This window comes from Bacillus sp. EE-W1 (assembly GCF_009760835.1).
GTDB classification, from domain to species: Bacteria; Bacillota; Bacilli; order Bacillales; family Bacillaceae_G; genus Bacillus_A; species Bacillus_A wiedmannii.
Genome location: NZ_WIPE01000063.1, coordinates 271059 through 296438 on the forward strand (window position 1 = coordinate 271059; position 25380 = coordinate 296438).

Here is a 25380-nt window from a genome sequence, read left to right on the forward strand (position 1 = left end):
GGAAAAAGGAGAACATGTCACTCTGTTGAATATAAAAATACAACCTATTTATAAAGGAGCCTAAAATATTGAATGTCCAGTTAAAGATTGTTACGAGAGAGAATTGGGAAGATGCATTAAAATTACAAGTTAAAGAAGAGCAAAGAAACTTTGTTCCGGCTGTTGCAGTTTCACTAGCTAAAGTGTATATAAAACCAGATGGTGACAATGTAGAGTACATACCATTTGCGATATACGACGGCGATCTAATGGTTGGGTTTATTATGCATGCTGTTGTAAGAGAGACAACTGATATGTATTGGATAAACGGATTTATTATCGATCAAAAGCAGCAAAGGAATGGTTATGGAAAAGCGGCATTACAAGAAAGTATTTCTTTAATAAAAAATACATGTAAGGCGTGTAAAGAAATAAGGTTAACAGTACATAAAGATAATATCTCTGCAAAGAAACTATATGAACGTTACGGTTTTCAACCATTGGGACATGAATATGATGGTGAGCAAGTATATCGTTTGTTCGTTTAAGTATTACGAAGTAAAGATGTGAAATGAAAGATACAATTAAATGACTGGGAGGAATAGCAATTGAAAAATAAATTTCATCATATTGTACGAGCTGTTATGATAAAGGATAAAAAATTGTTAGTGGCTGAATATATTGGCCATCATTATTTTTTACCAGGTGGTCATGTTGAAGTTGGCGAATCAGCTGAGAATGCATTAATAAGAGAATTACGAGAAGAACTCGGAGTAAACTGTAGTATAAAACAATTTTTAGGCGTAATAGAAAACAAATGGGAAGACCAAGAAGTTCTTCATCATGAAATTAATCACATTTTTGAAATAGATTCACAAGAGTTACATATTGATTTCATACCAAAATCTAAAGAATCTCATTTAGCGTTTCACTGGATAGATTATAATCAAGAAGCTTTACATACGTATAAAATCATGCCAGTACCTTCAGTTAAAGAGTTACTAGAAAGGAAATTAAGCGATGAACGACTAAACTGTTGGATTAGCAATTTTTAAACACCTCTATTAATAGTAAATACGTCCCTGAAAGGAGATTAAGAAAATAGGCTGAAAAACAAGGTACATCACCTAGTGTAAGTTCATATTTTGTTGATGTACGCATTTAGTCTATAGCCTTATTTCTACTTTGTTTGCAAAAATATATAAACTTTAACATTGGGACGGAATTTATTTTTATAAATGGAGGGTTTCGTAATGAATCAGTTTCAACAAGAACTACAATCATTAAACCTTAATGATTATCAATCTGGTAATGTTGTGTATTGGGATCAACTACAACAAAATCAATATCCATACTATTACATTCAAGACGATGCACGTCGTTGCGGCGGATGCGGAGGTTGTGGTGGTCGCTGTGGTGGATGTGGCGGCGGAAGATGTGGAGGATGTGGTGGTCGTTGTGTAGGCTGCGCTGGATGTTTCGGTTGTTTTAACTGCTGGAACTGGTGGATCATTTAAGTATAGAAAACTAACAATGGTGTACATGAAAGAAAGGTGTAAATACTATTTTATACTTTTCTTTCATGTTGTAATTTTTTATTCGTGTTAAGGGGGATTTATTTGTATACATACGATAAGTTAATTTCTTGGGTAGAAAATATAAAAGAAGAAAATCATAGTTCTGCTACAGCACTGTGTATAATAAAAGATAACAAAATCGTACTAGAGCATTATAGTGGCCATCATTCAAATACATCTATAAGTAAAAAAGTAACCGCATCTTCACAATTCAACGTTGCTTCTGCGAGAAAAAGTTATTTAGGTTTAATGGTAGCATTTGCGCTTTACGAGGGGAAAATAAACTCTATTGATGATGAAGCGATACAGTATCTTAAAGACTTTGATCCTGTATTACTTGGTAAAACAACAATAAGACATTTAGTAACCCATTCGCACGGTTTAGGAGAAACGCATGATGGGACAATTTTTCGTGAATTTGAACCTGGACAAGCATGGGCGTATAGAGATGTTAATGTCAGAATGATAACACGTCTTATTTATCAGCTATATAGCAAAAGTTTTCCTGAATTGTTAAAGGAGCGTGTATTTGATCTAGCTAACTTCAAAGAAACAGGTTGGAGAATTCAGGAAGATGAAAACTTAGTTAAAGTTGTTAATAATCCAAGTGAAGACGCGATTAGTGAAATCGGTACGGTAAATGATGGTACTGAAAAAAATCTATTTGTCTCAGCTAGAGAATTTGCTTATTGGGGCAATCTTCATTTAAATCAAGGTATGATAAACGGTAAACAAATTGTTCCAAAAGAAGTTATAAAAATTGCTACGAGTTTGCAAAGTCCAACATTTGCAAACAAAGAACTACCACAAAATGGGTTATTTTGGTTCGTTCAAAATGAACCTACGCTTTTAAGTGAACTTGGTGAACGAGTGCCGAAAGGAGCGTATCAAATATTAGGAATTACAGGACCGACTCTTTTAGTAATACCTGAATATAATGTAGTTGTTGCGAAAATGTATAATAAAAGGTATAACTACGGCGGTGATAATTATTTATATTATTTACGTGAATTTAGCAATTTAGTCGCTGATACATTTCGTAACGGTAATAGGGCATAATTACTCCTATAATGAAAAAGGAGTGAAAAAAATGAAAGATAAAATGAATAAAAATAAAAAACAAAATATAAAAGATATGAATACAGAACAAAATGCAATTTATAGCGATCCTAAAGATGCAGCTAATATGCAAACGGTACCGCAGCCGAAGGATTTTGATGAAATTGAATATTAATTTTTCGTTCATCCGACTATATGATGAATGAAAAATACATCTTAAGTCCCATCACATGATTGAAATCTTTTGGTATTCTATATACATAAGCATTTGAAAATGTCTTATCTTAACAAAGCTTTCTTTAAGTAAATCTAATATAACCTGCAGAAAGACACTTCATTATGGAGTGTCTTTTTGTGTACATGAATTCAATTTCCATTTTTCATTCAGTATCTTGCTTCTTATGATGGTTATACTAACTGTGAAAATTCATGTCATGATAAAAGAAGGGGACAGTTAGTATGAAACAAACTTCTATAAATCCGTTACTAATTGTTCTAGGTACAATCATTGTTCAAATTGGCCTTGGGACAATTTATACATGGAGTTTATTTAATCAACCCCTTGTTAGTAAGTTTGGATGGAACCTCAATTCCGTAGCGATAACTTTCTCCATAACAAGTTTTTCATTATCATTCTCAACCTTATTTGCAGGAAAGTTGCAGCAAAAATTAGGACTTCGTAAACTCATCGCTACTGCAGGGATTGTTTTGGGACTCGGTTTAATACTTAGTTCACAAGTTTCTTCCTTACCATTACTATATTTATTAGCTGGTGTCGTTGTTGGTTATGCAGATGGAACTGCTTATATTACATCACTATCTAATTTAATTAAATGGTTTCCAAATCGAAAAGGACTTATTTCTGGCATATCTGTTTCGGCATATGGAATGGGCAGCTTAATCTTTAGATATATAAACGGAAGTCTTATCGATAGTCTTGGTGTATCACAAGCATTTTTATATTGGGGTATCATCGTCTTGCTTTTAGTTTTAACCGGATCGTTCTTCTTACGTGAAGCAATCGTAAGTAACACTGTAACTGAATCATTAAACAATGACTATACGCCTCGTGAAATGATGCGAACGAAACAAGTATATCTTTTGTTTTTTATGCTATTCACATCGTGTATGGGCGGTCTATATTTAATCGGTATGGTAAAAGATATTGGTGTACAGCTCGTTGGACTTAGTGCAGCAACCGCCGCTAACGCCGTTGCAATGATTGCAATTTTTAATACGGTAGGTAGAATCGTTCTTGGAACGTTATCAGATAAAATTGGCCGAATGAAAATTGTCTCTGCAACGCTTATTATTATTGGATTGTCAGTCTTTACTTTAAGTTTCATTCCACTAAATTACGGTATTTATTTCGCTTGTGTAGCAAGTGTTGCCTTTTGCTTTGGTGGTAATATCACAATCTTCCCAGCCATTGTTGGAGATTTCTTCGGATTAAAAAACCATAGTACAAATTACGGGATTGTATATCAAGGTTTCGGGTTTGGTGCACTTGCAGGAGCGTTCATTGGAGCGTTACTGGGTGGATTTCAACCGACCTTTATTATAATTGGTGTTTTAAGCGTTATTTCCTTCATTATTTCGATATTAATTCGTCCACCAAAAGCAGAAAACAAAAAAGAAACACGACATTTATATCGGAAAGTAGCTTAATTATAAAAAGAGTCCTTGTATAGGGCTCTTTTTATATTACAAAATAAGTGAAAATGATTTGAAAGGTAATAAAGTAATTTATTTCTTTAGTAACTAAGTAGCAGGTTGGTAAAATATTCATATTGTTTTATAAAGGCACTGAAATCATGTTATAAACCTACATTAACCACCTTTGTTATTAGATATGCAATTCATTTGTGTACCATTATTTTATTATAAAGGTAGTTGGCTTATATTGGTTACAACTATAATTTCTTCTTTTATCGCATTCACTTCAACAAATGTTGATGACATTTTTATACTTCTTGTTTTATTTTCGCAAGTAAGGACAGGAGTAATTAAGAAAGAAGGTAGTACCGTCCGAGGGAAAACTAAAATGAAAGAACTTTATATTGTTATTGGACAATATTTTGGGTTTAGTTTAATTATTTTTCTAAGTATCATCGGTTCTTTAAGCTCTTTTTTCATTCCTGTTTCGTGGATCGGATTATTAGGATTTGTGCCAATTTATATGGGAGTGAAAGGACTATTGTCACTTCGTTCTTATAAAAGTAACGAAGTCATTGCTAACGCTTCTAGTTCAATATTTAAAGTAGCTTCAATTACATTAGCTAATGGAGCTGATAATATTTCGATTTATATACCAATGTTCGCTAGTCAAAATCTTAATGCCAATATTGTTACATTAGTAATCTTTTATTGCATGATAGCAATATGGTGTTTTATTAGCTACAAATTGATAAGAGCTCCTATTTTAGCTAAAGTACTTGAGAGAAATTGTCATATTATCGTTCCAGTCGTTCTAATTGGTTTAGGAATGTTCATTCTTATCCGCAGTAATACAATTGAATTATTGTACTAATATGTTGAAACTTAGATTAAAAAGAATCAGACCCCATAAAAAGCCGTACTACAGATAAAATGTAGTACGGCTTTTCTTTATTTTAGTGAAATGAAACAGTGCTCTACGACTATTAAGTTAGACAGGATATTACGATTATTAAATTGAATAGATACTTTAAAAGGAGTGTGCTACTTAAAATGAAAATAGTAAAACAATGGGTCCAAGAAGATAGTGAATACATAAGAGAAAAAGTAATTGAATATAACCAAAAACATATTTCGGATGAAGAGAAAAAGCCTTCAGAAAAAATTAGTTTTATAGTGAGAAATGAAAAGGAAGAAATTGTAGGCGGAATAACTGCAATTACATTTTGGCACCACGTACATGTCGATTTCCTTTGGGTTTCTGAAGAGTATAGACACGAAGGCTACGGAAGCCAATTAATAAAGCTTATTGAAGAATTTGCAATTGAACAAGAGTGTAGGCTAATCAATTTAGATACTTTTAGCTTTCAGGCACCTGCGTTTTATAAAAAGCATGGATATAAAGTGATTGGAGTAAGTGAAGATCATCCGAAAGGACATAATCATTACTATTTAGAAAAACGTTTATAAAGTGTATATTGAATTAACATTAGTATTTTGAATACAAATTTATCCTTTTGGATTATGTATTTAAAGGAGAATCTTGAGTGAATTCATAATTAGAGGCACTTCTAAAGCAAAAAAAGATCGAAGTGGAATATTAGTTACGGGAAACTAATTATTTATAGCGAATATACCTAAAATAGGCATCTAAATATATGCATTCAGATGAAGGGGGAAATGTTATGAATTCATTTGTAAATGATAGGTTTGATGAAACGAGAAAACATCTATTCGAGGAAATTATGATATTGGATGATGCTCAATTCAATAGTAAGCCAGACAAGAATAAATGGAGTATAGCACAAGTATGTCATCACTTAGTTTTATTGGATAAAGTGGTCATAAAGGTTATTTCATCTGGCTTAAAAAAGATTGATAGTACCCTAAAAGAGAGTCGAGAAATCCGCTCTATATTACAAGATAGATCGCTAAAATTTATAGCTCCAGGAATGATTGAACCAAGTTTAGAACCATTTGAAGTGCAGAAAATAATCGATATGTTAAACGAATCGAGAAAAGAATTAATGCGTTTCCTAAGTACAATAGAAGATGAATCTATATTAACGATTAAATCAGTGATGCATCCAGCTCTTGGAGAATTACATCTTGATCAGTGGATAGAACTGATCTATTTGCATGAACAGCGTCATATAGAACAAATCAAAGAGATAAAACTACTTTGTGAAATTGGGAAGTAAAAAATCTTTGGCTATTAACAAAAAATACGGGTTTCATATGTATACTTTTAAAATTGATCTAAAGAAACGTTAATTTGGAATCCGTTTGTTATATAAGTTTAACCTCGTCTCAAAATAGGAGCGGGGTTTTTACTAATTTAGGAGTTATTCTGGCATTTTCATCTAGTATTAATTTAATCAATTTTTATTCTAATACTTCGTGAACTTACTATTAAAACAAGTTAATGATAGAATGATAAATAGACAGAAAATTCCTTTTAGTAAAAACAGAGGAGGTACGTATGAAAAAAGTAAATGTTACATATGCACTTTTATACGATAAAACAAATGAAAAGATCTTAATGGTAAAAAATAAAGGAAAGAACGGTTCTTATTACACGCTACCAGGTGGCGCAGTTAAATTGGGAGAAACGTTAGAAGAGGCAGTAACTCGGGAAGTGAAAGAAGAAACCGGGCTACATATAACTGTAAACGGTATTTGTTACATTAGCGAAGCTTTTTTCGAAGAGAGAGGACACCATGCAATTTTCTTTAATTTTTTAGGTGAAATAATTGACGGGCAGGCAAATATAACAAGGCCAAAAGAAATTGAAGAGATTACTTGGATGGAATTACATGAAGCAGCACCGCATTTACGTATACCAGAACACTTACTTAATATATTACAAAGGAAAGAAACAGTGCCTTACTTTTTTAACGGGACAATCGTTCATCAATCTTCATAACATTATCAATTCATGTAAGGCGGGGAAAAAATGGAGTTTATCGTTAATCATAAACATTTCACTCAAGCACTTTCAGAAGTAAGTAAAGCTATATCTACCAAAGCTATAATCCCTATATTATCTGGCATAAAAATAACTGTAGATCAATCGGGAATTACTTTAATCGCAAGTGATTCAAATATTTTCATCGAAAAATTCATCCCTAGTTCCACTGAAGGCGACCAAATTACAACTATAGTAAAAGCAGGAACTATTGTAGTACCTGCAAAATATTTCATTGAAATTATAAAAAAAATGCCAAGCGATGTATCAATAAAAAGTACGAATGAGCAAATAATTACGATACAGTCAGAAGAAATCACATTAAACTTAAATGGACTTCCAGCATATGAGTTTCCGAAAGTACCACTTATAGACGATCATGCAAAAATACAAGCAGAAACAGAACAATTGATTGAAGTATTTAAACAAACTGTCTTTGCAGTAGCTAAAAATGAATCTAGACCCGTTCTTACGGGAGTACATATCGAATTAGAACACAACAAATTAATTTGTGCTGCAACTGATTCACATAGACTTGCTATACGCGAAACGATAATTTCTACAGAGGTAAAAGCAAGTTGTATCGTACCAAGTGCAACTATTAGTGAACTGCTAAAATTAATGAATAGTAATTCAGAATTCGTATACATCTATCTTTCAGAAAGTCACATTATTTTTACATTCGGTACAACTACATTATATTCAAGATTAATTGAAGGAAAATATCCTAATATATCTAGTTTAATTCCAAATGAATTTCAAACAGTCATTAACGTAGATAGAAAAAGAATTTTACAAGGTGTAGATCGATCCAGCTTATTATCAAGTGAATGGGCAAATAACAATGTTAACTTAGAAATCATAGACGAATCCACAATTAAAATTTCTTCTAACGCTTCTCAGATTGGAAAAATATCCGAGACACAACAGATAGATGAGATTCAAGGTGAAAAACAATTAAATATATCTTTCGATGGACGATTTATGATGGATGCTTTAAAGGCGATAAAAGAAGAAACGGTTACTTTAAGTTTCAGCGGTTCTATGAGACCAATATTAATTGAAGCAGGAACACCATCTGCAGCAGTACATCTTATATCTCCAGTAAGAGCTTATTAATAACAAAGGAAGGAATCATATTATGTACAAGCACACTTTATGTTTTATAAAGAGAAATGAAGAGATACTTATGTTAAATAGAGAATATGACCCTGTAAAAGGATTATGGAACGGGGTAGGTGGAAAGATAGAAAAGGGAGAAACACCTTTAGAAAATGCGATTCGTGAAATAAAAGAAGAGACTAGTATAGAAGTTACGCATGAACAAATTCAGTTTAAAGGCATTATTAAGTGGGAGGACTCATCTTACTCTGGTGGTATGTATGTTTATTTAGTAGAGCTACATAATGAATTTACATATCACACTCCCAAAAAAGTATCAGAAGGAATTTTAGATTGGAAAGAGATTTCTTGGATTCTAAGTGACTATAATTACGGCGTAGGAGAGATGATACCTAAATTTTTACCGGATTTACTCCACAATGAATTAATATTAGAACACAATTTTGTTTTATCTAATCATAAATTAATAGATTATAGGAATGCGGAATTGATTAAGCAGGAAAGTTCTATAGATAAGATAGTTCAATTATAAAAAGCAGGAATTGTAATCTATAATACGCAGCACAATCATTATAACCTAAATATAAAAGCCATAGATTATTCGAAGAGTAGCTAAGGAGAAAACTTATATGAGAATGAGTGTAATGAAGAAAATAATTATTTTACTCATAGCTATAGTTCTAATTACTTTTGCTTTTTATCAATACAACAAAAAAGATAGCGTAGCTAAAAATGATAAAGTGTATGTAGAAGACTTTAAAGGAAAAAATGATTCAAATAAAATACAATCTGCTATTAATAAAGCAGAATCAAGTACAATTAAAACAGTATTGCTTGAGGATAAGAAGTATAAAATCACGTCACCAATCGTAGTGAAAAAAGGTGTAAAATTATTATTCGGTTATGGAACACAGTTTGTTGTTGAAGGTAATTTCAGAGTTCTAGAATTAGAAAAAAACGCTTCTATCGAAGGAGCCTATATAGCTGTAAACGATCCTACATTTAATTCTGAAGTTATATATTTAGACGGCAAAAATAAGTATTATAACACTTGGCACAAAACACAAATAAAAGATATAAATATTATTAATTGGACAGAAACAAATAAAGGTACTGGAATTTCTTTGTATTCTGGTGGGAAAGAAAATGAAATTTCATTTATTAACTTTGAAAATATAAAAGTTGTAGGAATGGAAACTGGGCTGAAATTAGTAGCAAAGAAACCGCAATCTGGTTATGCTTGGATAAATGCCAACCGTTTTATAAACTTCTCACTTGAAGATTGTGTAAATATGATTTATATGGATAGTAATGTAACTACACCAAATGAAATTAGCGGTAATCAATTTACAAATCTACAATTACAGCCATCAAGTAAAACGAAAAATATATTAAGAGTAAGTGGACAACATAACGAGTTCAATGGAATGGTGTGGGATTTACAGAAAATCAATCACGAAAACGAACTTATTGAACTAACTGATAAAAGTATGAATACGGTTATTAATATTACCTCTGTACAAACAAATAGAGTTTTAGATAGCGGTAAAGCAAATATAGTGAAATAAGGTTAAATACAGAAAAAGAGCGAATTCCTTATAATAGAGATCGCTCTTTTTTATTTATAGTTAAATTTCTCTCCACCAAGTTGATGAAGGATAGTCTGTAGATTTTAACGTGATAGATTCACCAATTTGTGGCGTTGCAATATTAACTCCTAAACGCTTTGCTTCTTTTGTCACACGTTCAATAGGATCACTCCATTCATGTAATGATAATGTAAAAGCACCCCAATGAATCGGAAGAAGTAATTCTCCTTTCACGTCAATATGAGCTTGCACTGTCTCTTCTGGTAACATATGAATAGCAGACCACCTTGGATCATATTGCCCGCATTCCATTAACGTAAGATCGAATGGATCGTATTTATCACCAATCTCCTTAAAGTGAGGAGCATACCCGCTATCACCACTAAAGAAAACTTTAGTCTCTTGACCAAGAATAAGCCATGAACACCATAACGAACAATCTCTATCTGTCATACTTCGTCCTGAGAAATGCCTTGCAGGTGCGCAAACTAATTTTATATTATCAAACGTAATTTCGTCCCACCAATTATGTTCACTAATTTTGCTAGGTGAAACACCCCATTTAATTAAATATTGCGCAACTCCAGTTGGAACATAAAAATGCTTCGCACGATCTTTTAACTGCATAATACTCTTGTAATTCAAATGGTCATAGTGATTATGTGAAATGATAATCGCATCAATTTCTCGAAGGTCTTCACGTTCTAAAGAAAAAATACCACTATAACGTTTACTATTAAACAGAGGAAATGGGGAAGAGGCATCTCCAAACATTGGGTCTAATAACAATGTTTTACCTTCTATTTTCAAAAGAGAAGCAGAGTGCCCAAACCATGTCACACTCTCTAAAGACTCATTATTTTTATCCGATAAAACAATAGGTAAATTCTTTAAAGGACGCAGCTTTGATTTCATTTTAAAGTAATCAGTCATTAAACCGATTATATCTTTCGGTTTAAAATTTACATCAGTATGAATTTGATTCATATATTTCTTTTTCATTCGTTCTCCTTTTTACGTTTAACAATATACGTATGTTGTTATTGTAGCTATTTGTAGTTTAAACGAAATTAATTTACCTTTCATCTTAAATTCAGTACATTTCATAAATTTGTCAAATTCATTATTCTTATATATAAAAAATAAATCAGGCAGCAGATAAAACAAATATAAAGTAAATGTAAATTGTTTTAATTTGGTAAATACTTTCTTATAAACAACGAAGAACATACGTTTTGTTATATGTTGTAGAAGAAAATACGTCTCTAATTATTAAAAGGAAGGAGAGGATGTAAGTGCAAATAGAGAGAAAAAAGAAATCAAAATGTAAACTATCAAAATCTCAAATAACTCAGCTATATGCAGAAGGGAAGAGTACCTCAGAAATAGCTACGCTTGCCAATGTGTCTGCTAGATATATTCGTATGGTTTTAACAGACAATAACGTTCCAAGGCGTGCTATAGGGAGTTGGAAAAGGAAGTATGACATATCAGAAGATTATTTTAAAACATGGTCAAATAACATGGCTTATATTTTAGGATTTATAGCAGCAGATGGTGTTATACAGAAAGAAAATCAATGTGTCAGTATATCTCAAAAAGAAAGTTACATTTTAGAAGATATAAAACAAGAACTACACACCAACCAGCCACTATATCAAAATAAAAAAACAGGCGTATAGATGCTAAACATTAATAGCAAAACAATAAAAGACGACCTTATGAATATACATGGAATCATGCCATGTAAATCATTAAATATCAAATTCCCATTCGTGCCTGAAGAATATTTACATCATTTTGTTCGTGGATATTTTGATGGGGATGGTTACGTCAAGTATGAAAATTATATAGTAAGCTTTGTAGGAGGATCATATAGATTTATGAATTCTTTACATCAAATTCTTCAAAATCACAATTTACGAGCCGATTTACTAAATCAAAACAAACATTATCGCTTTATTTTATCTGGAAGAAAATCAATACAACTATTTTCAAATTGGATTTATAAAGACAAAGATATTTATTTGCATAGAAAATATGAAGTGTTTCAGAAAGAAAGTCTAAGATTTCTCAAATGGCCATTGTTAGAGATATTCGAGATCAATACATTGATACTAAGAATCCACCAGCAAGTTCGGCTGTAGAAGTTAGAAAGTTAATTAACGATAACTTATTAATTGAAATCGAAGCAATTGCTGTAGCAAACTAATTTTAAAAACTTATTCGTAATCATATCAATGCAATTCGTTTAATGCGTTCATTTAAAACGAATTGCATTTTTTATTGTCTTAAATATAATTTATATCTGGAGACATTTTTATCAACAACTTATAAAACAACAAAAAAACAAACAACTAAACAATCAATCACACAGAATGATTAAAAAGAACAAGGGGAGGCTAATCACCAACGCTAACATTTAATAAGTTTATTATTCTAAGTTAGTTAACATAATATATATTATAGGCAGTTGTAGAAAAAAGCGATATCAGGTATCAAAAACCAAGTAAACTATACTTAATGAGACGGAGCGGAGATTTTTAGTGAGATTTACATAAAATCGTATCTAAACGAATTTCTACAGTTTTTATCATTCTTTTTGTTATAAATCCATCACAGCAAATTCAAATCAATAATCCATTAAGAATTATCGAATCAAAAATGTTTTTGATCGACAAGAAATTTTTATACAGAAAAATTATTTCTATACAAAATATAAATTATTAAATTCATTTTATGTTTTACTTAATAAATTTATATTGCTATTTACACACGTTTTATAACTTTAGATTATTTGTTGTTATTTCTGTCAGTTACACTTGACTTTTATTGTACTTACCGTTCTTTATTCTAGTTAACATAACGTTTATTTTTAACATAAAAAAATCTCCCTCACCTTTAGGAAGATTTTTTAGCTTGCTAGTATTTCAGTTATATGTTTTTAATAACAATCCCAATTGTAAATAACATTGGAAAAATCTAGATTTAATAAATCGTCTTTCTTTATAAAGAAATTAGCAACACCAGAATCTCCCCACATAATATTTAATGAATCATCTGTATCAATTTGCAACAATAACATGTCATGTTGCTGGTATTTTTCTTCCCATTCCCTTGGATCTGTCTGTGTGAAAAATGGATAACCACCAATTTTATGCCCTTGATCTTTACATAAATCATCATATAGTTCGCCTAATTCAGTATTATTTTCTTCATCAACAATTTTTTCCCAATCAATTTCCTCACTAAACATCTTTTCAAATCGATAATCCCTTGATGTTACTGGTTGATAACCTAATTCAAGCTTTAATTTCGCTGCTTCAGGAATGATAAAGTTCTCTAATTCTGAAGTGTTTAAATAACTAAAATCAGTAATTACCTTATTTAAATCTTCTATAATTGTAGAATGATAAATAATTCGAAAGTCTTTTTGGATTGTTGGATGATCAAAATCTGCTCCGTAAAGTTCATCTTCAGCACTTACGAAAAACTGTAGCATACCCTTTTGAGGCATATATTCAACATGCGGCATTTCTTCAAAGTTTAGCTGCGCTAGTAACATCATAGGTTGTCCATTTGAATCTTTAGGATGCTCTTGATCTATAGGTAAATACGGATAACCACCAAATTTACTTTCAAAAAGCGTTGTCTCTGCTAATGTTCCAGACACTTTAATATAAGGTTTCACACTTTCTTCTAAAATACTACGATACTGCTCTAGTTCTTTCGGAATTTGAAGCTGATACGTATTCTTCATTACATTTGCCTCCCTTTAATAATGAATTGAAAATGCCTTACTTAATTATATAGCAAAAGATAGCTTCATTGAAAATTGTTAAAAATCCGTTTTCACCCTCGTTTTTTGTGCACTTGGTGGACAAAGTAGATTATGTTCTAAAACCTTTTTATTAATAGTTCGAATTAAATCCGCTGCTTCTGTAGTATTTGTATTTTCTTTTAGCTTTTCTTTTAAATCATCAATTTCCTTTGAAAGCTCAATCCACCTAGGTAAAACATGATTATTCTTTAACGTTCTATAAAGTTGCTTTTCAGGATTGTATGAAAGGTCTTTATCAAGATTAAGAGGTTTCCCTTTACCTGGCAAATTATCAAAAGACCCTTTCTTTTCTGCTTCTTTAACGATAGAACTAATATGATCCTCATACGTATAAGACCAAACTTTCTCATCTTTTACTAATATCTCTTGCTTTTTTAGTTTTTTATCTAGTTCTTCTTGATTCATAGACTCTCTCTCCTTTTTAATTTAGAGTGTTGTTTTTGTAAGTTTTAATGCTTTCAATCCATCAAACAACTTTTCTCGCCACCAAACACCGTCATGTCCGCCTTGAAACTCTTCATAAGTAATTTGGTACCCTTTTTCTTTTAAAGCTTTATACAGGCGTCTATTAGCCGTTAAAAGAGGTTTGTTTTCAAGTTCTCCTGCTGCTATGTAAAAATGAGGTTGACTCGTATCGGAATCTATAGATGAAATTTGATTTTCAATCCAAGGAATTTGATTTTCATAACCATCCTTTTTCCAATGCACGGATCCAGACATTGACAACACGTTTCCGAAAACATGTGGATTTTGAAGTGCTGCATAAAAAGCTGCTAAGCCACCAAGACTGAAACCGGCAATTGTTGTATGTTTCGCTTCTTGATGCACACGATACTTAGCATGAATCCACGAAAGTAATTCCTCCGTTAAAAATGCATTCATTTTATCGTTATAAGTTAGCTCTTCTAGTCGATCAACAGGATCTATTGCAACAGCAATACAAGATGGGATTTCTTTTTCGTATATTAAATAATTGAGTGTTCTTGCGATTGAAAGGTTATTAATGAATGAATTCCCATCAAATGCAATGAGAAGTTCTTGAAGGTGTGAAGTGTGAGAATAGTCATGAGGCGTATAAATATGAATGTTACGTGTGTTATTTAAAATCGTACTATGAAAAGAATATGTTTCAATTTTTCCAGATGGATAATGATCTGAAGGGAAACGACTGCTATACTGCACTTCCATCCCTATACTTAACACTGATGCTTTATTAGCACCTTCTCCAAATGTATTTCCATTAAATCGGTCTAGTTCGTACTGTTCACTACGCTTTATCCAATCATTTTCGAAAAAATCGTTTACTGAAAAATAGTAAGTTGAAATAAAACTCTTATCCGTCCTAAACGTTTCATACCAAATATCTGTCTGTAACAATCGTTTTAATTGATTTACAGACAGATCCCAACCAGGAAAACTACCGAATACATAAACATTTTCAGTTTTTTGGTCCCCTAACCATATATACGTTATAAGCTTATACTGATTATTTACAGGACATTGTTCTATTAGTGGCGTATGATTTGACTTTATTTCATGCAAAAAAGTATAAAAAGCTTTCTCGTTTCCATTTTTTAATTGATTATTAAGCTCCTCTAATTTAGGACTAATTATTGAAGTCACCCATCTTCCTCCTTTGTATTTCTTTTCACTAGATTGCTTTTATAAAAATTAGGATTAGGATGATATTGTATTTAGATGAGTTATTTATTAGAAAGTTTATCAATTGCCTGAATAGAAAGTTCCAACGCTTTGATTCGTCTTGTTAAAAGAGTTCTTTGCGGACTACCTACTTTAGACTTATCATAGGCTCTCTCAATTGATGGAAGTAAACCAACAAGGACATTACGAGCTTCTGCTAACTCTTCTTGACTATACTGGTGACTTTCTTGATTCCAAACGTTTTCTAGTACTGCTAACCCTACACAAACGGCTTTAAGTCGTTTTTTCACTAATGTAGTATTTGCACCTTTTTGAGTCATCTGTAATAGTGCATTTTCAAGTTTACGAATAGTCGATTGTAAAGATTTTCTTGATTCCGATTTATCTATATTTGATACGTTTTCCATTTTACTGTTGTTCCTCCTGGCTTAACTTATTTAATACTGGATATAATAAGTACTTGATTTCACTCGAAATATTTTATCATAAATAACTAACGATATTCGAGTTGGACAATCCATTAAAGGAAAACAATCGCTAAACGCCTCTCCTCCCTTACTTCATTCTATAATTACTTCTTTCTGCACATTAAAATTCCTATATAAGCAAGGTATAAATATTGTCTTTTTTATGAACAAAATACGCACAAGCAGCATAACTTGTACGTTTTAATTTTTATTCAGTAAGATAATATAGTAATAGTTTTCGCGCTTTCTCATAATTCATGAAATCTCTATACAAAACGGGATACTTCACAATTTCTGTTTCTATAGAACGATATTGCGGAAACCATTCAAAAAACGATTTCCTTAACCACTTTATTTGCTGAAACGTAATGTTCTGTTCGTTTCCATTTAGTACAGAACTTAAAGTACCTGCTGTATGCATCCAATAATGATTAAAATCAGCGTTTATACAGTCATCATCTGTAAATTTACTTTTTAAGTCTCGTTGCAATTTTCCTGTAGCACGATACGGAAACGGTTTATGCAGCAGACTATGCATTTTCTGCAATTCATTAAAAATAACCATTTTACCTAATAGCAACTTTCCACCCCTTTATTTCTCTATCCAACTTAATAATTTTTCATAATGATATTGAGCATCTGTATAGCCAAGATTATATAAATTAACTAGCTTTTCTTTATTTCTTTCTATTCCGCTTATAGGAAGTTGTGAGCTAGGCTGAATTACATAAAAATTATCTTTCTGTTCGTTGCCATTCATATAAGTTACGGTTTCATTATAATAACGATAATGTTCTACTAAATGTTCTGCGATTTTCGGATATTTACTATATAAAATTTTAGCCAGACCAGAAAATTTATTCCGCTGCTTCTCATATCCTTCTGGCTTTGTCATAATCACGACGTTCTTTTGATAACCATCAGTTTGTGCTTTTAGAACCGGTATAGGATCTATAATCCCTCCATCTAGCAATTTTAGATTATCATATTCTACAGCAGGCGCTATAAACGGTACAGAACTTGATGCGCGAATGATTTTTAAAATATCATTTCCGTGTTCTATTTTATTGTAATAAACTGCTTTTCCTGAATCACAATCAGTCGTTCCTATAACAAATTGTTCATTGGAATTTAAGAAAGTTTGAAAATCAAATGGAACAACTTTATTAGGGACTTCATCAAATAAAAAGTCCATTCCAAATAATTCACGTTTTCGAATCAAATTTCGATAAGATATATATCGGTGATCTGACACTAGCTCTGTATTTACTTTTTTATTCCTTCCTTTTTGACGTGATAAATAAGTTGCGCCCATACATGCACCAGCGGATACGCCAACTACATACGGAAAGAATAAGTTCTTTTCCATAAAATATTCGAGTACTCCTGCAGTATATAGACCTTTCATTCCTCCGCCCTCTAATACTAAACCTATATTTTTCATGCTATATCCCTCTGCTTCTTTTTTCTTACTTACATGTTAACACAAGATTTTAAGACGAGGTTATATAAACGAATTGCAATAATAACCAGAAACTACTAAAGTAATGTCATAATTTCTTAGTAAATAGCATGGTACAATATAAGTAATACATTCCACAATTAACCGAGGAGGAATTTCATATGGGTTTATTTAGCGGTATTTTAGGAAATGCATCAAATGCGAGTACAGAAAGTGTAGAACGTGATTTAGAGAAGATTATGTTAGACGATGAGAAAGTTGAACATGCTTATAAATTAATTCGTGATTTAATCGTATTTACAAATCGTCGTCTTATTTTAGTAGATAAACAAGGGATATCAGGTAAAAAAACAGAGTATCATTCTATTCCTTATAAAAGCATTACACAATTTAGCATTGAAACAGCTGGGCATTTTGATTTAGACGCTGAGCTTAAAATTTGGGTATCTAGTTTGAGTACACCAATTACGAAAGAATTTAAAGGTGACGATAGTGTTTTAAGCATTCAAAAAGCGTTAGTAACATATACGACGAAATAACGCTTTTATGTATATTTATTCGTTTCCAAAATTACTAACCCGAGTATTTCGGAAGAATATGCATCAATTTCGTATATTTAATCTTAAGTAACAGAAAAAGGTAAAGCGTATTTCAAATGCTTTACCTTTCTTTTTTGTAATAAATGAGTGTAGTTTTATCATTTAATTTCTTTATTACTTCTGTTCTTTTATACCCCATTTTTTCGTATAGAAAACAATTTCTTTCTTCTTCTAAAATCGTAGCAAGTTCAAAACTCCTTGCTTTTGGAAACATCTTTTCAATTAAAATAAGTCCCTTTTGAGCGATTCCTTTCCCTTGATAGATTGGATGAATGAACATTGGACTGATCCAAAATTTATAAGGTAGTTCTTTTTGGGATATACATATCGCTCCAACAAGGTTCGAATCTATTATCATCTTATAAAAGTTGTTGCTTGGATTATTTATCCTTAAAATAGTTTTTTCAATAGTTTCATTTGCTGGATTTGTTTCATAGTCTTTATATTTATTTAATAAAGGGCTAAATGAGTCTATTTGCATTTGAAATAAAACTGCTGCATCATTTTCTGTTGCCTTCTCTAATGCAATCTCCATGTTACCAATTTAGTCGCTTTCTTAATGAAGTTATATGCGCTGTATGATGACGTCCATGCCATGCATATAGTCCAATTGCAGCAGCAAGTTTTGTTTCACCAGTTTCTGGATGATTAAATGTCTTTTCTAGATCTTCTAGTTCTAGAGAATATAAAAGGTTAACCCATCTTTTATGTAACGATTCTAACATTACTAGTGAAACGTCTACTGGTAATTTAGAATCAGGTAGTTCTGCCCACTTCTCTTCTTTATATGGTTTAATAGTAGGATTCTTTTCTGTTAGTGCTAATTTAAAGCGTATGTAGCTATTCATATGGCTATCAACAACGTGATGAACTACTTGACGAACCGTCCATCCACCAACTCGATATGGTGTGTCTAACTGCTTCTGATCTAAATCTTTAATTGCTTTTGCTAGTTCATTAGGTAAATCTTCAATTTCTTGAATCCATGTATCAATCATTTCTTCAGTTATAGGACGTTTGTATGTAAATTGCCCAATTGGATAACGTAAATCATTCATGTATAAGTCCCCCTTAATATAAGCGCGAAGTATTTCTCCATATATAATGTACAAAATTCACATGTTCTCCATTTAATTCTACAGATGTTGTATCTGCTTCGTTATGATAGGAAGAAAACCCGCTTTTTTCTAATACACTTTGTGATGCGAGATTATTAGTAGTTGTTTTAGCATGAATCTCATTAATTTTATTATTTTTCGCTACGTCTAAAACTAATTTTACAGCTGCTGTTGCAACCCCTTTTTTAGTAAACTTTTCTCCGACTCGATACCCTAATGAACTGCTTCGAGTTTCTGTATCAATATCTACTAAATTTATTCGTCCTACAATTTCTTTTTCTTCATTACGAATTAAATAAAAATAAGAATCTCCATCCGCTTGTTCTATTAATAAATCGTCTAGTAGCTTTCGGAAATATTCAAAATTAAAATATTGTGAGCCACGATTTGGTACCATTGTTTCAAAAAAAGATTTATTCGTAAGTTCAAACGTAAATAAATCTTTAGCATCGTGTTTCTTTAATTGTTCTATGTATATTTTCATCTCGCTCACTCCTTCTATATATACTAACTGTTATATATTCTTTTTAATCGATTATTTTCCTGCTATTTCTTTCGCTTCAGTAATACAGCAAGTAGTACTTTCGGATGAAATAGGTGCAATGGACTACGAATTAAATTCATCACTCTTACTAATCGAATATAAACATCAGAGTCAGTTGCAGATAGTTCATATATTTATTTCGTATACCATAGCTGAAATTTTTGCTTCATCGATAATTTTCTTGTTAGCTGAGGATGACGTGATATTTCCGTTGTAGTCATTTCCCAAGGAGTTTGTATAATATTAGCGGTCTTTTTATAAAATCGCTGTGTAAATGTTTTATCAAGTTTTTGTCTCTTTTGCAAAAGTAACTGCAATTGGTGCGCTTCCATAGCTGCAACTGAAACACCTTGCCCAAAAACAGGATCAAAACGACAATGTGCATCCCCAACTACTAACAATCCTTCTGGTAAATGATTAACTAAATCAAATCGCCGACGTACTTGATAAGGAATTTTGTACGTTTTGATATTTGAAATTGCCTCAGCTTTATTTAGAAAATCTGTCACATTAGAAATTGATAGGTTTTCAGCAAAATCATAAAACTCATCATCTGTTTGTGGTGCTTTCTCATTTGCATATCCGCTGAAAGTAACAAAATAGCGATTATCCTCAATCGTTTGAATAAGAACACCATACGGATTATCTGGGAAACTTGGAGACATTAGCATATTACAGCAGTCTAATTTTTCATTTCCTTTAAGTTTAAACATTCTAGTTGCGTAAAATAAATCAATACGCGCTTTCTCTTCTTGCACTTCGATATTATATTCACGTAACCACGCTATACTTTTTGAACCGAATCCACTTGCATCAACAACTATATCTGCTTGAATTTCTTCTTGTGTGCCAGTCTCTAAACATTTCGCTTTTACTCCACATACTTTGTTACGTTTTCCATCTATTAATAACCCTTCAACCGATGTTCCATATTTAGTCGTAACATTTGAAATATCATCAATTCGTTTTTGGATATGCCATTCAAGCAAAAACCTACTTTGTTGAATCATATGTACTTTACCTATGAATTGCTGTTTCCATAAACCAAATTGATGCCATTTTATATCACGAGTAAAGTTATTTACGATACTACCTGTTTCAATTAATTCATTAGTGATAGTAGGAAACAATTCCTCAATCGCTTTTTCTCCACCTTTTAATAACACATGAGGATGATTACTTTGTGGAACTCTTTTTCTCGAAGACTTTCCATCCCATCTTTCACCAGCTTCTATAATGATTACTTCTTTAAAAGTAGATGATAATGCTTTTGCTGCGAGTTTTCCTGCGATACTTCCGCCAATAACGATAGCCTTATTAAACATATTTTCCCCCTTAATGAAAGAAGACCCTGCCTTGTATGAATGAAACAGGATCTAAACGAATAGTTACTACATTAAAACACATGAGTAAATTGTAACGTTAAAATTAAAATGCCTAATCCCCATACGTAATACGCGAATACTTTTAAGGAGTGACGTTTTAAATATTGAATCATCCATGAAACGGCTATATAACCGAAAAACGCTGCTGATAATGTGCCGACGATTAAAGATGTACTAGAAATAGATTCTGCTTTCCCTTGATAAACATCTGCTAATTGCAAAATAATAGCTCCGACAATGGCTGGCGTTGATAATAAAAAAGAAAAGTAAGCAGCAGTTTCGCGGTCTAATTTCCTCCATAATGCGGCGACAATTGTCATTCCAGAACGAGAAATTGCTGGAAAAATAGCAGCCGCTTGAAAGGAACCAATGATAAATGCATCTTTATATGTAATGTCGTCCATTTTTTTACGACCATTCTTTTGTTTATCGGCCATATATAGAAAGAATCCTGTCACTAAAAACTCCCAACCAATCGTAATACCTGTTTTTGAAATATCCTCAAAAAAGTCTTTAAATAATAATCCGATTACAACTGCGGGTATCGTCCCAACAATAAGTAGTAACATTAGTTTTGAAAATGGATTTTTAATTAAATATATAAATTCTTTCTTATAATAAATAAACACAGCAAGTAAAGTTCCAATATGAAGCATCGTATCTAAAAACAATCCGGCTTCATCTAATTGAAACAAATGCCTTCCTAAATAAAGATGCCCTGTACTACTTATCGGTAAAAACTCTGTTAAACCTTGTATGATCCCTAAAATAAAAGCTTCTAACCAATTCATGATGGTCCCCTTTCTCGTTTGCTTGTACCAATATATGAAGGTTAAATTTTCGATATGAAAAAAACTATATTTCTCTATGAATTTACTTTTAATTTATGGATATATATGTAAACAGAAGTAAGGAGGGTTACTATGTGGCAACATACGAAATTCGGCAATGTATTACTGTGGGCAGGACCTATCCTTGTGTTTATAGGGTTATGTATGACAAATGTTATTTCTGATATTCCTTTCTTTGAAGGAAAACATAAAACAATTGGAATTGTATTTATATGTATAGGTGTATGCTGTTTTATTGTTGCGAATCATTTAAAAAAAGGAGAAAAATATGGGGACTAAATTTAAATAAAAAAACAATCCCAGTCTATGTGCTAGGATTGTTTTTTTGTTACTTATTTATAGAATACTTTATCAACGTTATATTTTGCTTTATATTCATTAATAATGTAAGTTTCGTAAATTTCTCTTTCTGTTGGATCCTCTACGATACATGCATCAATGCGGTATACTTCATCACGGTGATTTTTAATTGGTGAAACATTGTCTTCAAAATGCTTCTTAATACGTTGTCTAATTTTACGAGCTTTACCTACGAAAAGAAGTTCGTCATTAATATTGTAAAACATAAAAATGCCGCCTTTATCTCTAGGGAACAAGTGGAAATCGATAAATCCATTAATTGGAGTAATTATTGGCTCGTCTCCTTTAATAACTTGTTTACGTTCAGTAATTGAAACATCAGCTTCAGGAATATTAATTTTAATCAAGTTCATTCACGTCCTCTTTTATTATAAAGATAAATAATAGCATACATATGTAAGAAAAGCTACGTTCAGAGGTATATTTCATTTTATAATTCAAATATTATAGGGATATCATGTAAACTTTTTTTCCAAATCATATGATCACTTGATGCTCCCCAATAATCCTTCAGTACATAACTAGGCTCTCCAAACTTCTTCGTCCATATACTTTGCGCTTTTTTGTATCCACTATCTAAACAGTATTCTGTTATTCCTCTGCTAAGTAACGTAATATACATTGCATGTAGTAATAAATTACCTATACCCTTTTGTTGATATTCAGGTAGTACGAATACAGTTCCTATTTCATATAAATCTTTAAATACACCACCTGTACAGCTATGAATCAATGTACTTGCTGGACCGATTTCAATTGTTCCAATGATTTTATCATTACTTGTATCAATTGCTAATAAAAAGTAACGACTGTCTCCATTGCTCTCTATATCATTTTTCAAATACTGTTTTTTCGTATGTATTTCATTTTCTATGTCATCCAATAATTGTGATAACCCTTCATTATTAAATGTGTCAGTAATAACAAGACGAAAAAACAAATTCATTTCATCTATATCATCCGAATTGGGTCTCCTAATTTCAATGTTATACACGACCTAAATCTCCATTCTTTTATAATATAAGAGGAATTGTTAATACCATACTTTATATACTCTATTCAACATTATTCTACAAATGCCTACATAGATCCAGCAGTATAGAAAGCTCAGAATAAATATTGATAGAATAATTTTTATATCCAAAGTTGTATGAACAGTAGGACCTAATACAGGAAATCGAAAGATATCAAGAACGACCATAATTCCTATAAGTAAACATATCGCCGAAAAGGAAACAATCCAAATCCTTCTCTTGAATTGTATAAAGGATACTCCTAACGCTATACCTAATAAACCTGTAGTAAAAGGAAAGACAATTAGTTCGCTTGGCTCAATAATAAATAATAGGAGAATAGTAAGAATATAAGAAAGTATTCCCGTGCGAGTAGAATAACAAATAGCGAAAAATATAGGCAGCGTCGCAAAAGGACTAATAAATAAGCCTATACCAGGGAGTAGGTTCCCGGCAGATTGAAAAATAGCAGCAAGTGAACCGAGTAACGCTGTAATCACTAACCTCTTTGCTGGCGTCATCTTTCTTTTATGAACAAAATTCGCATCATGCGCGATCATCGGTTGATACCAATAGTTTCTAAAGTGATTCATCAAAATCCCCCTAAAGATATCTAATTATACAGTGGACGATTATATAATGAATAATTCCGAGAGTGTCTATCATATTAAGGAACGATTTCAAAAATAGTACCTTTGTTAAAATCCGTTACTTTCATAGAACCATAGACCCCTAAATATAATCTAGTTTGATCTAAATTTGTTCCCAAACTCATATAAAAAGCCGCTTGCGTACCAAAATCATAATCGATTTCAATAACATGAAAGTCAGTATGTTTACCATGCGTACCAGCTCTAGAATAAGCTAACGCACCCTTTACTGGAGACTGAGATTCTTCTTTCTTAGCAAGGTCAGTAAATACGACGCTACCTGTTAAATTTGGGATTGCAGTCCCCATATATGGTTGAACTCCTGTAAGTGAAGTTCCTCCAAACTTATCCGGTCTGGAATCTTTATGATAATAACTTATTAGAGGTTGAATACGATTTACTGATGTTACTATTGTTTCATCATAATAAGCCGTTATCCTCTCATCCAAAGTAGGATTCTCAGAACAGTGCCTTATAAAAGAAGTAGGTAATTCCCCTTCCCATCCTCTCCACCCAAAATTAATAAATCCATATTGATCAGGAGTATCTCTCATTAAATGGGTTTGAACGATTTCGGTAACTGGTATTGATTTATATAGAACAAAAGAAAAAATAGACTCTACAATATCTTGTCCGACGTTACCGGCATATTTGATATATTGATTATGCAACCTTTGAAATGAAATACCTGTTATATTACGTACGCCTTTTGCAATTAATGTAAGAGTTTCTTGAATAGATAGAGGAAGTTCATTAAAACGTGTAACTACTGGAGGATTATTTATGGACGTATTTTTACTTACATCGATTTCAATTATTTTACCCGCTATTTCTAAATCATCCTGGCTTAAATTAAACGGATCATAGCCAGAACCACCATCTCCATTAGTAAAAACAAGTTTTCCAGTCTCAGGTGAAAAGTTTAAGCTATTTACGCCGTTATGATTAAAAAATGGCCGTTTTATATTAAGTAATGTTCTTCGCTTTTGAGGTTGGCCATTTGATTGTAAAACCCATTCTTCAACTGTATCAATATGATCATATTGAGTATCTCTATTTGTCCACTTTAAATTTAAAGTTTTCGGGTCACAAGGATTCGGTTTAAATTGTTCTGAAAGCGAACCTGGTCCTTGAGTTCCAGCTATTGAATAATGAAGGTAAAATAAGCCGTTATGATTAAATTGTGGATGGAACGCTAGTCCCAGCAAACCGCGTTCATCATAACCGCTACTAGAAACACCTTCTTCAAATGTACCTAATTTAATAATTCGGTGACGAATATTTAAAAATGTCTTTATAGCTCCGTCTCCTATGTAAAAAACCTCTCCTAATTGAGTTGCGATAAATAGTCTTTCGATCGATTCACCTGGAAGTATAGCTGTTTTCAATACAGTCGGTAAATTTACTTTATGAACGATGGGCCGTAAACGAACCTTAACTTTTGTCAATTAACTTTACACTCCTTGTTATTCTTTTTA

The 25380-nt window shown here is 31.9% G+C and carries 30 protein-coding genes and 3 pseudogenes; 17 read left to right on the top strand and 16 right to left on the bottom strand.

From position 1 onward, the window contains the following. The first annotated feature begins 68 nt into the window (after positions 1-68). The 13 genes from GFJ36_RS14090 (at position 69) to GFJ36_RS14145 (ending at position 9929) form a co-directional block, all read left to right on the top strand. A complete protein-coding gene (locus GFJ36_RS14090; protein WP_087984438.1) occupies positions 69-527 on the top strand; it encodes a GNAT family N-acetyltransferase in 459 nt (152 codons plus the stop codon). A 60-nt stretch (positions 528-587) separates the two neighbouring features. Further along, positions 588-1034 (top strand): NUDIX domain-containing protein, encoded by a 447-nt coding sequence (locus GFJ36_RS14095; RefSeq protein ID WP_087984439.1) that lies wholly within the window; start codon positions 588-590, stop codon positions 1032-1034. 198 nt (positions 1035-1232) lie between these two features. After that, positions 1233-1496 (top strand): heterocycloanthracin/sonorensin family bacteriocin, encoded by a 264-nt coding sequence (locus tag GFJ36_RS14100; RefSeq protein ID WP_060486806.1) that lies wholly within the window; start codon positions 1233-1235, stop codon positions 1494-1496. Positions 1497-1598: 102 nt separating this feature from the next. Next, positions 1599-2615 carry a serine hydrolase domain-containing protein gene (locus GFJ36_RS14105; RefSeq protein WP_088063618.1) on the top strand — a complete coding sequence of 339 codons (1017 nt, stop codon included), beginning with the start codon at positions 1599-1601 and terminating at the stop codon, positions 2613-2615. A 31-nt stretch (positions 2616-2646) separates the two neighbouring features. Then, positions 2647-2790, top strand: coding sequence for a hypothetical protein (locus GFJ36_RS29155; RefSeq protein ID WP_087984441.1), 144 nt, complete (start codon positions 2647-2649; stop codon positions 2788-2790). A 284-nt stretch (positions 2791-3074) separates the two neighbouring features. Next, positions 3075-4283: an L-lactate MFS transporter gene (locus GFJ36_RS14110; RefSeq protein ID WP_097890149.1), complete on the top strand. Its 1209-nt coding sequence runs from the start codon at positions 3075-3077 to the stop codon at positions 4281-4283. 235 nt (positions 4284-4518) lie between these two features. Continuing rightward, positions 4519-5145: a cadmium resistance transporter gene (locus tag GFJ36_RS14115; RefSeq protein WP_087984443.1), complete on the top strand. Its 627-nt coding sequence runs from the start codon at positions 4519-4521 to the stop codon at positions 5143-5145. Positions 5146-5324: 179 nt separating this feature from the next. Continuing rightward, positions 5325-5741, top strand: coding sequence for a GNAT family N-acetyltransferase (locus GFJ36_RS14120; protein ID WP_087984444.1), 417 nt, complete (start codon positions 5325-5327; stop codon positions 5739-5741). 215 nt (positions 5742-5956) lie between these two features. Further along, positions 5957-6472: a DinB family protein gene (locus GFJ36_RS14125; protein WP_157349659.1), complete on the top strand. Its 516-nt coding sequence runs from the start codon at positions 5957-5959 to the stop codon at positions 6470-6472. Between the two features lie 281 nt (positions 6473-6753). Beyond that, positions 6754-7197: an NUDIX hydrolase gene (locus tag GFJ36_RS14130; protein WP_088063622.1), complete on the top strand. Its 444-nt coding sequence runs from the start codon at positions 6754-6756 to the stop codon at positions 7195-7197. Positions 7198-7227: 30 nt separating this feature from the next. Next, positions 7228-8358: a DNA polymerase III subunit beta gene (dnaN, locus tag GFJ36_RS14135; RefSeq protein WP_088063623.1), complete on the top strand. Its 1131-nt coding sequence runs from the start codon at positions 7228-7230 to the stop codon at positions 8356-8358. A gap of 22 nt (positions 8359-8380) precedes the next feature. Further along, positions 8381-8893 carry an NUDIX hydrolase gene (locus GFJ36_RS14140; protein ID WP_097890148.1) on the top strand — a complete coding sequence of 171 codons (513 nt, stop codon included), beginning with the start codon at positions 8381-8383 and terminating at the stop codon, positions 8891-8893. A 97-nt stretch (positions 8894-8990) separates the two neighbouring features. Beyond that, complete coding sequence (locus tag GFJ36_RS14145) at positions 8991-9929, top strand: hypothetical protein (protein ID WP_097890147.1); 939 nt, start codon at positions 8991-8993, stop codon at positions 9927-9929. 60 nt (positions 9930-9989) lie between these two features. Here GFJ36_RS14145 and GFJ36_RS14150 read toward each other — a convergent pair whose 3' ends face one another. After that, positions 9990-10952 (bottom strand): MBL fold metallo-hydrolase, encoded by a 963-nt coding sequence (locus tag GFJ36_RS14150; protein WP_097890146.1) that lies wholly within the window; start codon positions 10950-10952, stop codon positions 9990-9992. 293 nt (positions 10953-11245) lie between these two features. On the opposite strand from GFJ36_RS14150, the pseudogene GFJ36_RS29630 reads away from it, so the two are divergent. Both GFJ36_RS29630 and GFJ36_RS14165 read left to right on the top strand, forming a co-directional pair. After that, positions 11246-12016 (top strand): annotated as a pseudogene (locus GFJ36_RS29630) (LAGLIDADG family homing endonuclease); the annotation flags it as partial. 2 nt (positions 12017-12018) lie between these two features. Further along, positions 12019-12162, top strand: a pseudogene (locus tag GFJ36_RS14165) (RidA family protein); the annotation flags it as partial. A gap of 732 nt (positions 12163-12894) precedes the next feature. Here the strand turns inward: GFJ36_RS14165 and GFJ36_RS14170 are convergent. The 6 genes from GFJ36_RS14170 to GFJ36_RS14195 form a co-directional block, all read right to left on the bottom strand. Beyond that, a complete protein-coding gene (locus GFJ36_RS14170) occupies positions 12895-13710 on the bottom strand; it encodes a YwqG family protein (RefSeq protein ID WP_097890145.1) in 816 nt (271 codons plus the stop codon). A 78-nt stretch (positions 13711-13788) separates the two neighbouring features. Next, positions 13789-14196: a DnaJ family domain-containing protein gene (locus tag GFJ36_RS14175; RefSeq protein ID WP_097890144.1), complete on the bottom strand. Its 408-nt coding sequence runs from the start codon at positions 14194-14196 to the stop codon at positions 13789-13791. A 21-nt stretch (positions 14197-14217) separates the two neighbouring features. Beyond that, positions 14218-15414, bottom strand: coding sequence for an alpha/beta hydrolase (locus GFJ36_RS14180; protein WP_142314804.1), 1197 nt, complete (start codon positions 15412-15414; stop codon positions 14218-14220). Between the two features lie 80 nt (positions 15415-15494). Next, entirely contained in the window at positions 15495-15860 is a 366-nt protein-coding gene (locus GFJ36_RS14185; RefSeq protein WP_088063628.1) for a hypothetical protein, read from the bottom strand. Between the two features lie 268 nt (positions 15861-16128). After that, a complete protein-coding gene (locus tag GFJ36_RS14190; RefSeq protein WP_088063629.1) occupies positions 16129-16500 on the bottom strand; it encodes a YxiJ-like family protein in 372 nt (123 codons plus the stop codon). A 12-nt stretch (positions 16501-16512) separates the two neighbouring features. Next, positions 16513-17364, bottom strand: a complete 852-nt coding sequence (locus GFJ36_RS14195; protein ID WP_088063630.1) for a patatin-like phospholipase family protein — start codon at positions 17362-17364, stop codon at positions 16513-16515. Between the two features lie 179 nt (positions 17365-17543). On the opposite strand from GFJ36_RS14195, the gene GFJ36_RS14200 reads away from it, so the two are divergent. Beyond that, the gene (locus GFJ36_RS14200) at positions 17544-17921 is read left to right on the top strand and encodes a PH domain-containing protein (RefSeq protein WP_000522465.1); all 378 of its coding nucleotides are present in this window, start codon (positions 17544-17546) and stop codon (positions 17919-17921) included. Between the two features lie 121 nt (positions 17922-18042). Here GFJ36_RS14200 and GFJ36_RS14205 read toward each other — a convergent pair whose 3' ends face one another. The 5 genes and pseudogenes from GFJ36_RS14205 to GFJ36_RS14225 form a co-directional block, all read right to left on the bottom strand. Beyond that, positions 18043-18516 (bottom strand): GNAT family N-acetyltransferase, encoded by a 474-nt coding sequence (locus GFJ36_RS14205; protein ID WP_097890143.1) that lies wholly within the window; start codon positions 18514-18516, stop codon positions 18043-18045. Between the two features lies 1 nt (position 18517). Next, positions 18518-19039 carry a YfiT family bacillithiol transferase gene (locus GFJ36_RS14210; protein ID WP_087984454.1) on the bottom strand — a complete coding sequence of 174 codons (522 nt, stop codon included), beginning with the start codon at positions 19037-19039 and terminating at the stop codon, positions 18518-18520. A gap of 13 nt (positions 19040-19052) precedes the next feature. Further along, positions 19053-19583: a GNAT family N-acetyltransferase gene (locus GFJ36_RS14215; protein ID WP_087984455.1), complete on the bottom strand. Its 531-nt coding sequence runs from the start codon at positions 19581-19583 to the stop codon at positions 19053-19055. 62 nt (positions 19584-19645) lie between these two features. Further along, positions 19646-20968 (bottom strand): annotated as a pseudogene (locus GFJ36_RS14220) (FAD-dependent oxidoreductase). 71 nt (positions 20969-21039) lie between these two features. Next, positions 21040-21819 (bottom strand): undecaprenyl-diphosphate phosphatase, encoded by a 780-nt coding sequence (locus GFJ36_RS14225; RefSeq protein ID WP_060486786.1) that lies wholly within the window; start codon positions 21817-21819, stop codon positions 21040-21042. A 132-nt stretch (positions 21820-21951) separates the two neighbouring features. Between GFJ36_RS14225 and GFJ36_RS14230 the strand changes: the two genes are divergently transcribed. Beyond that, positions 21952-22158, top strand: a complete 207-nt coding sequence (locus GFJ36_RS14230) for a hypothetical protein (protein ID WP_087984457.1) — start codon at positions 21952-21954, stop codon at positions 22156-22158. Between the two features lie 53 nt (positions 22159-22211). On the opposite strand, the gene GFJ36_RS14235 is transcribed toward GFJ36_RS14230, so the two are convergent. From GFJ36_RS14235 to GFJ36_RS14250, 4 genes are all read right to left on the bottom strand, one after another. Continuing rightward, entirely contained in the window at positions 22212-22592 is a 381-nt protein-coding gene (locus GFJ36_RS14235) for a nucleotide excision repair endonuclease (RefSeq protein WP_001048941.1), read from the bottom strand. Positions 22593-22669: 77 nt separating this feature from the next. After that, positions 22670-23233, bottom strand: coding sequence for a GNAT family N-acetyltransferase (locus GFJ36_RS14240; RefSeq protein ID WP_087984458.1), 564 nt, complete (start codon positions 23231-23233; stop codon positions 22670-22672). 39 nt (positions 23234-23272) lie between these two features. Next, positions 23273-23845 (bottom strand): YybS family protein, encoded by a 573-nt coding sequence (locus tag GFJ36_RS14245; RefSeq protein ID WP_097890140.1) that lies wholly within the window; start codon positions 23843-23845, stop codon positions 23273-23275. 74 nt (positions 23846-23919) lie between these two features. Next, on the bottom strand, positions 23920-25350 hold the full coding sequence (locus GFJ36_RS14250) for a PQQ-dependent sugar dehydrogenase (protein ID WP_087984459.1): 1431 nt from the start codon (positions 25348-25350) through the stop codon (positions 23920-23922). Positions 25351-25380 lie beyond the last annotated feature (30 nt).

What these genes read in the sequence shown, in the direction of transcription:
- GFJ36_RS14100 (WP_060486806.1), top strand. Translation starts at nt 1,233, where the DNA reads ATGAATCAGTTTCAACAAGAACTACAATCATTAAACCTTAATGATTAT.
- GFJ36_RS29155 (WP_087984441.1), top strand. Translation starts at nt 2,647, where the DNA reads ATGAAAGATAAAATGAATAAAAATAAAAAACAAAATATAAAAGATATG.
- GFJ36_RS14110 (WP_097890149.1), top strand. Translation starts at nt 3,075, where the DNA reads ATGAAACAAACTTCTATAAATCCGTTACTAATTGTTCTAGGTACAATC.
- GFJ36_RS14120 (WP_087984444.1), top strand. Translation starts at nt 5,325, where the DNA reads ATGAAAATAGTAAAACAATGGGTCCAAGAAGATAGTGAATACATAAGA.
- GFJ36_RS14125 (WP_157349659.1), top strand. Translation starts at nt 5,957, where the DNA reads ATGAATTCATTTGTAAATGATAGGTTTGATGAAACGAGAAAACATCTA.
- GFJ36_RS14130 (WP_088063622.1), top strand. Translation starts at nt 6,754, where the DNA reads ATGAAAAAAGTAAATGTTACATATGCACTTTTATACGATAAAACAAAT.
- dnaN (WP_088063623.1), top strand. Translation starts at nt 7,228, where the DNA reads ATGGAGTTTATCGTTAATCATAAACATTTCACTCAAGCACTTTCAGAA.
- GFJ36_RS14140 (WP_097890148.1), top strand. Translation starts at nt 8,381, where the DNA reads ATGTACAAGCACACTTTATGTTTTATAAAGAGAAATGAAGAGATACTT.
- GFJ36_RS14145 (WP_097890147.1), top strand. Translation starts at nt 8,991, where the DNA reads ATGAGAATGAGTGTAATGAAGAAAATAATTATTTTACTCATAGCTATA.
- GFJ36_RS14150 (WP_097890146.1), bottom strand. Translation starts at nt 10,952, where the DNA reads ATGAAAAAGAAATATATGAATCAAATTCATACTGATGTAAATTTTAAA.
- GFJ36_RS14170 (WP_097890145.1), bottom strand. Translation starts at nt 13,710, where the DNA reads ATGAAGAATACGTATCAGCTTCAAATTCCGAAAGAACTAGAGCAGTAT.
- GFJ36_RS14175 (WP_097890144.1), bottom strand. Translation starts at nt 14,196, where the DNA reads ATGAATCAAGAAGAACTAGATAAAAAACTAAAAAAGCAAGAGATATTA.
- GFJ36_RS14185 (WP_088063628.1), bottom strand. Translation starts at nt 15,860, where the DNA reads ATGGAAAACGTATCAAATATAGATAAATCGGAATCAAGAAAATCTTTA.
- GFJ36_RS14195 (WP_088063630.1), bottom strand. Translation starts at nt 17,364, where the DNA reads ATGAAAAATATAGGTTTAGTATTAGAGGGCGGAGGAATGAAAGGTCTA.
- GFJ36_RS14200 (WP_000522465.1), top strand. Translation starts at nt 17,544, where the DNA reads ATGGGTTTATTTAGCGGTATTTTAGGAAATGCATCAAATGCGAGTACA.
- GFJ36_RS14205 (WP_097890143.1), bottom strand. Translation starts at nt 18,516, where the DNA reads ATGGAGATTGCATTAGAGAAGGCAACAGAAAATGATGCAGCAGTTTTA.
- GFJ36_RS14210 (WP_087984454.1), bottom strand. Translation starts at nt 19,039, where the DNA reads ATGAATGATTTACGTTATCCAATTGGGCAATTTACATACAAACGTCCT.
- GFJ36_RS14215 (WP_087984455.1), bottom strand. Translation starts at nt 19,583, where the DNA reads ATGAAAATATACATAGAACAATTAAAGAAACACGATGCTAAAGATTTA.
- GFJ36_RS14225 (WP_060486786.1), bottom strand. Translation starts at nt 21,819, where the DNA reads ATGAATTGGTTAGAAGCTTTTATTTTAGGGATCATACAAGGTTTAACA.
- GFJ36_RS14230 (WP_087984457.1), top strand. Translation starts at nt 21,952, where the DNA reads ATGTGGCAACATACGAAATTCGGCAATGTATTACTGTGGGCAGGACCT.
- GFJ36_RS14235 (WP_001048941.1), bottom strand. Translation starts at nt 22,592, where the DNA reads ATGAACTTGATTAAAATTAATATTCCTGAAGCTGATGTTTCAATTACT.
- GFJ36_RS14245 (WP_097890140.1), bottom strand. Translation starts at nt 23,845, where the DNA reads ATGAATCACTTTAGAAACTATTGGTATCAACCGATGATCGCGCATGAT.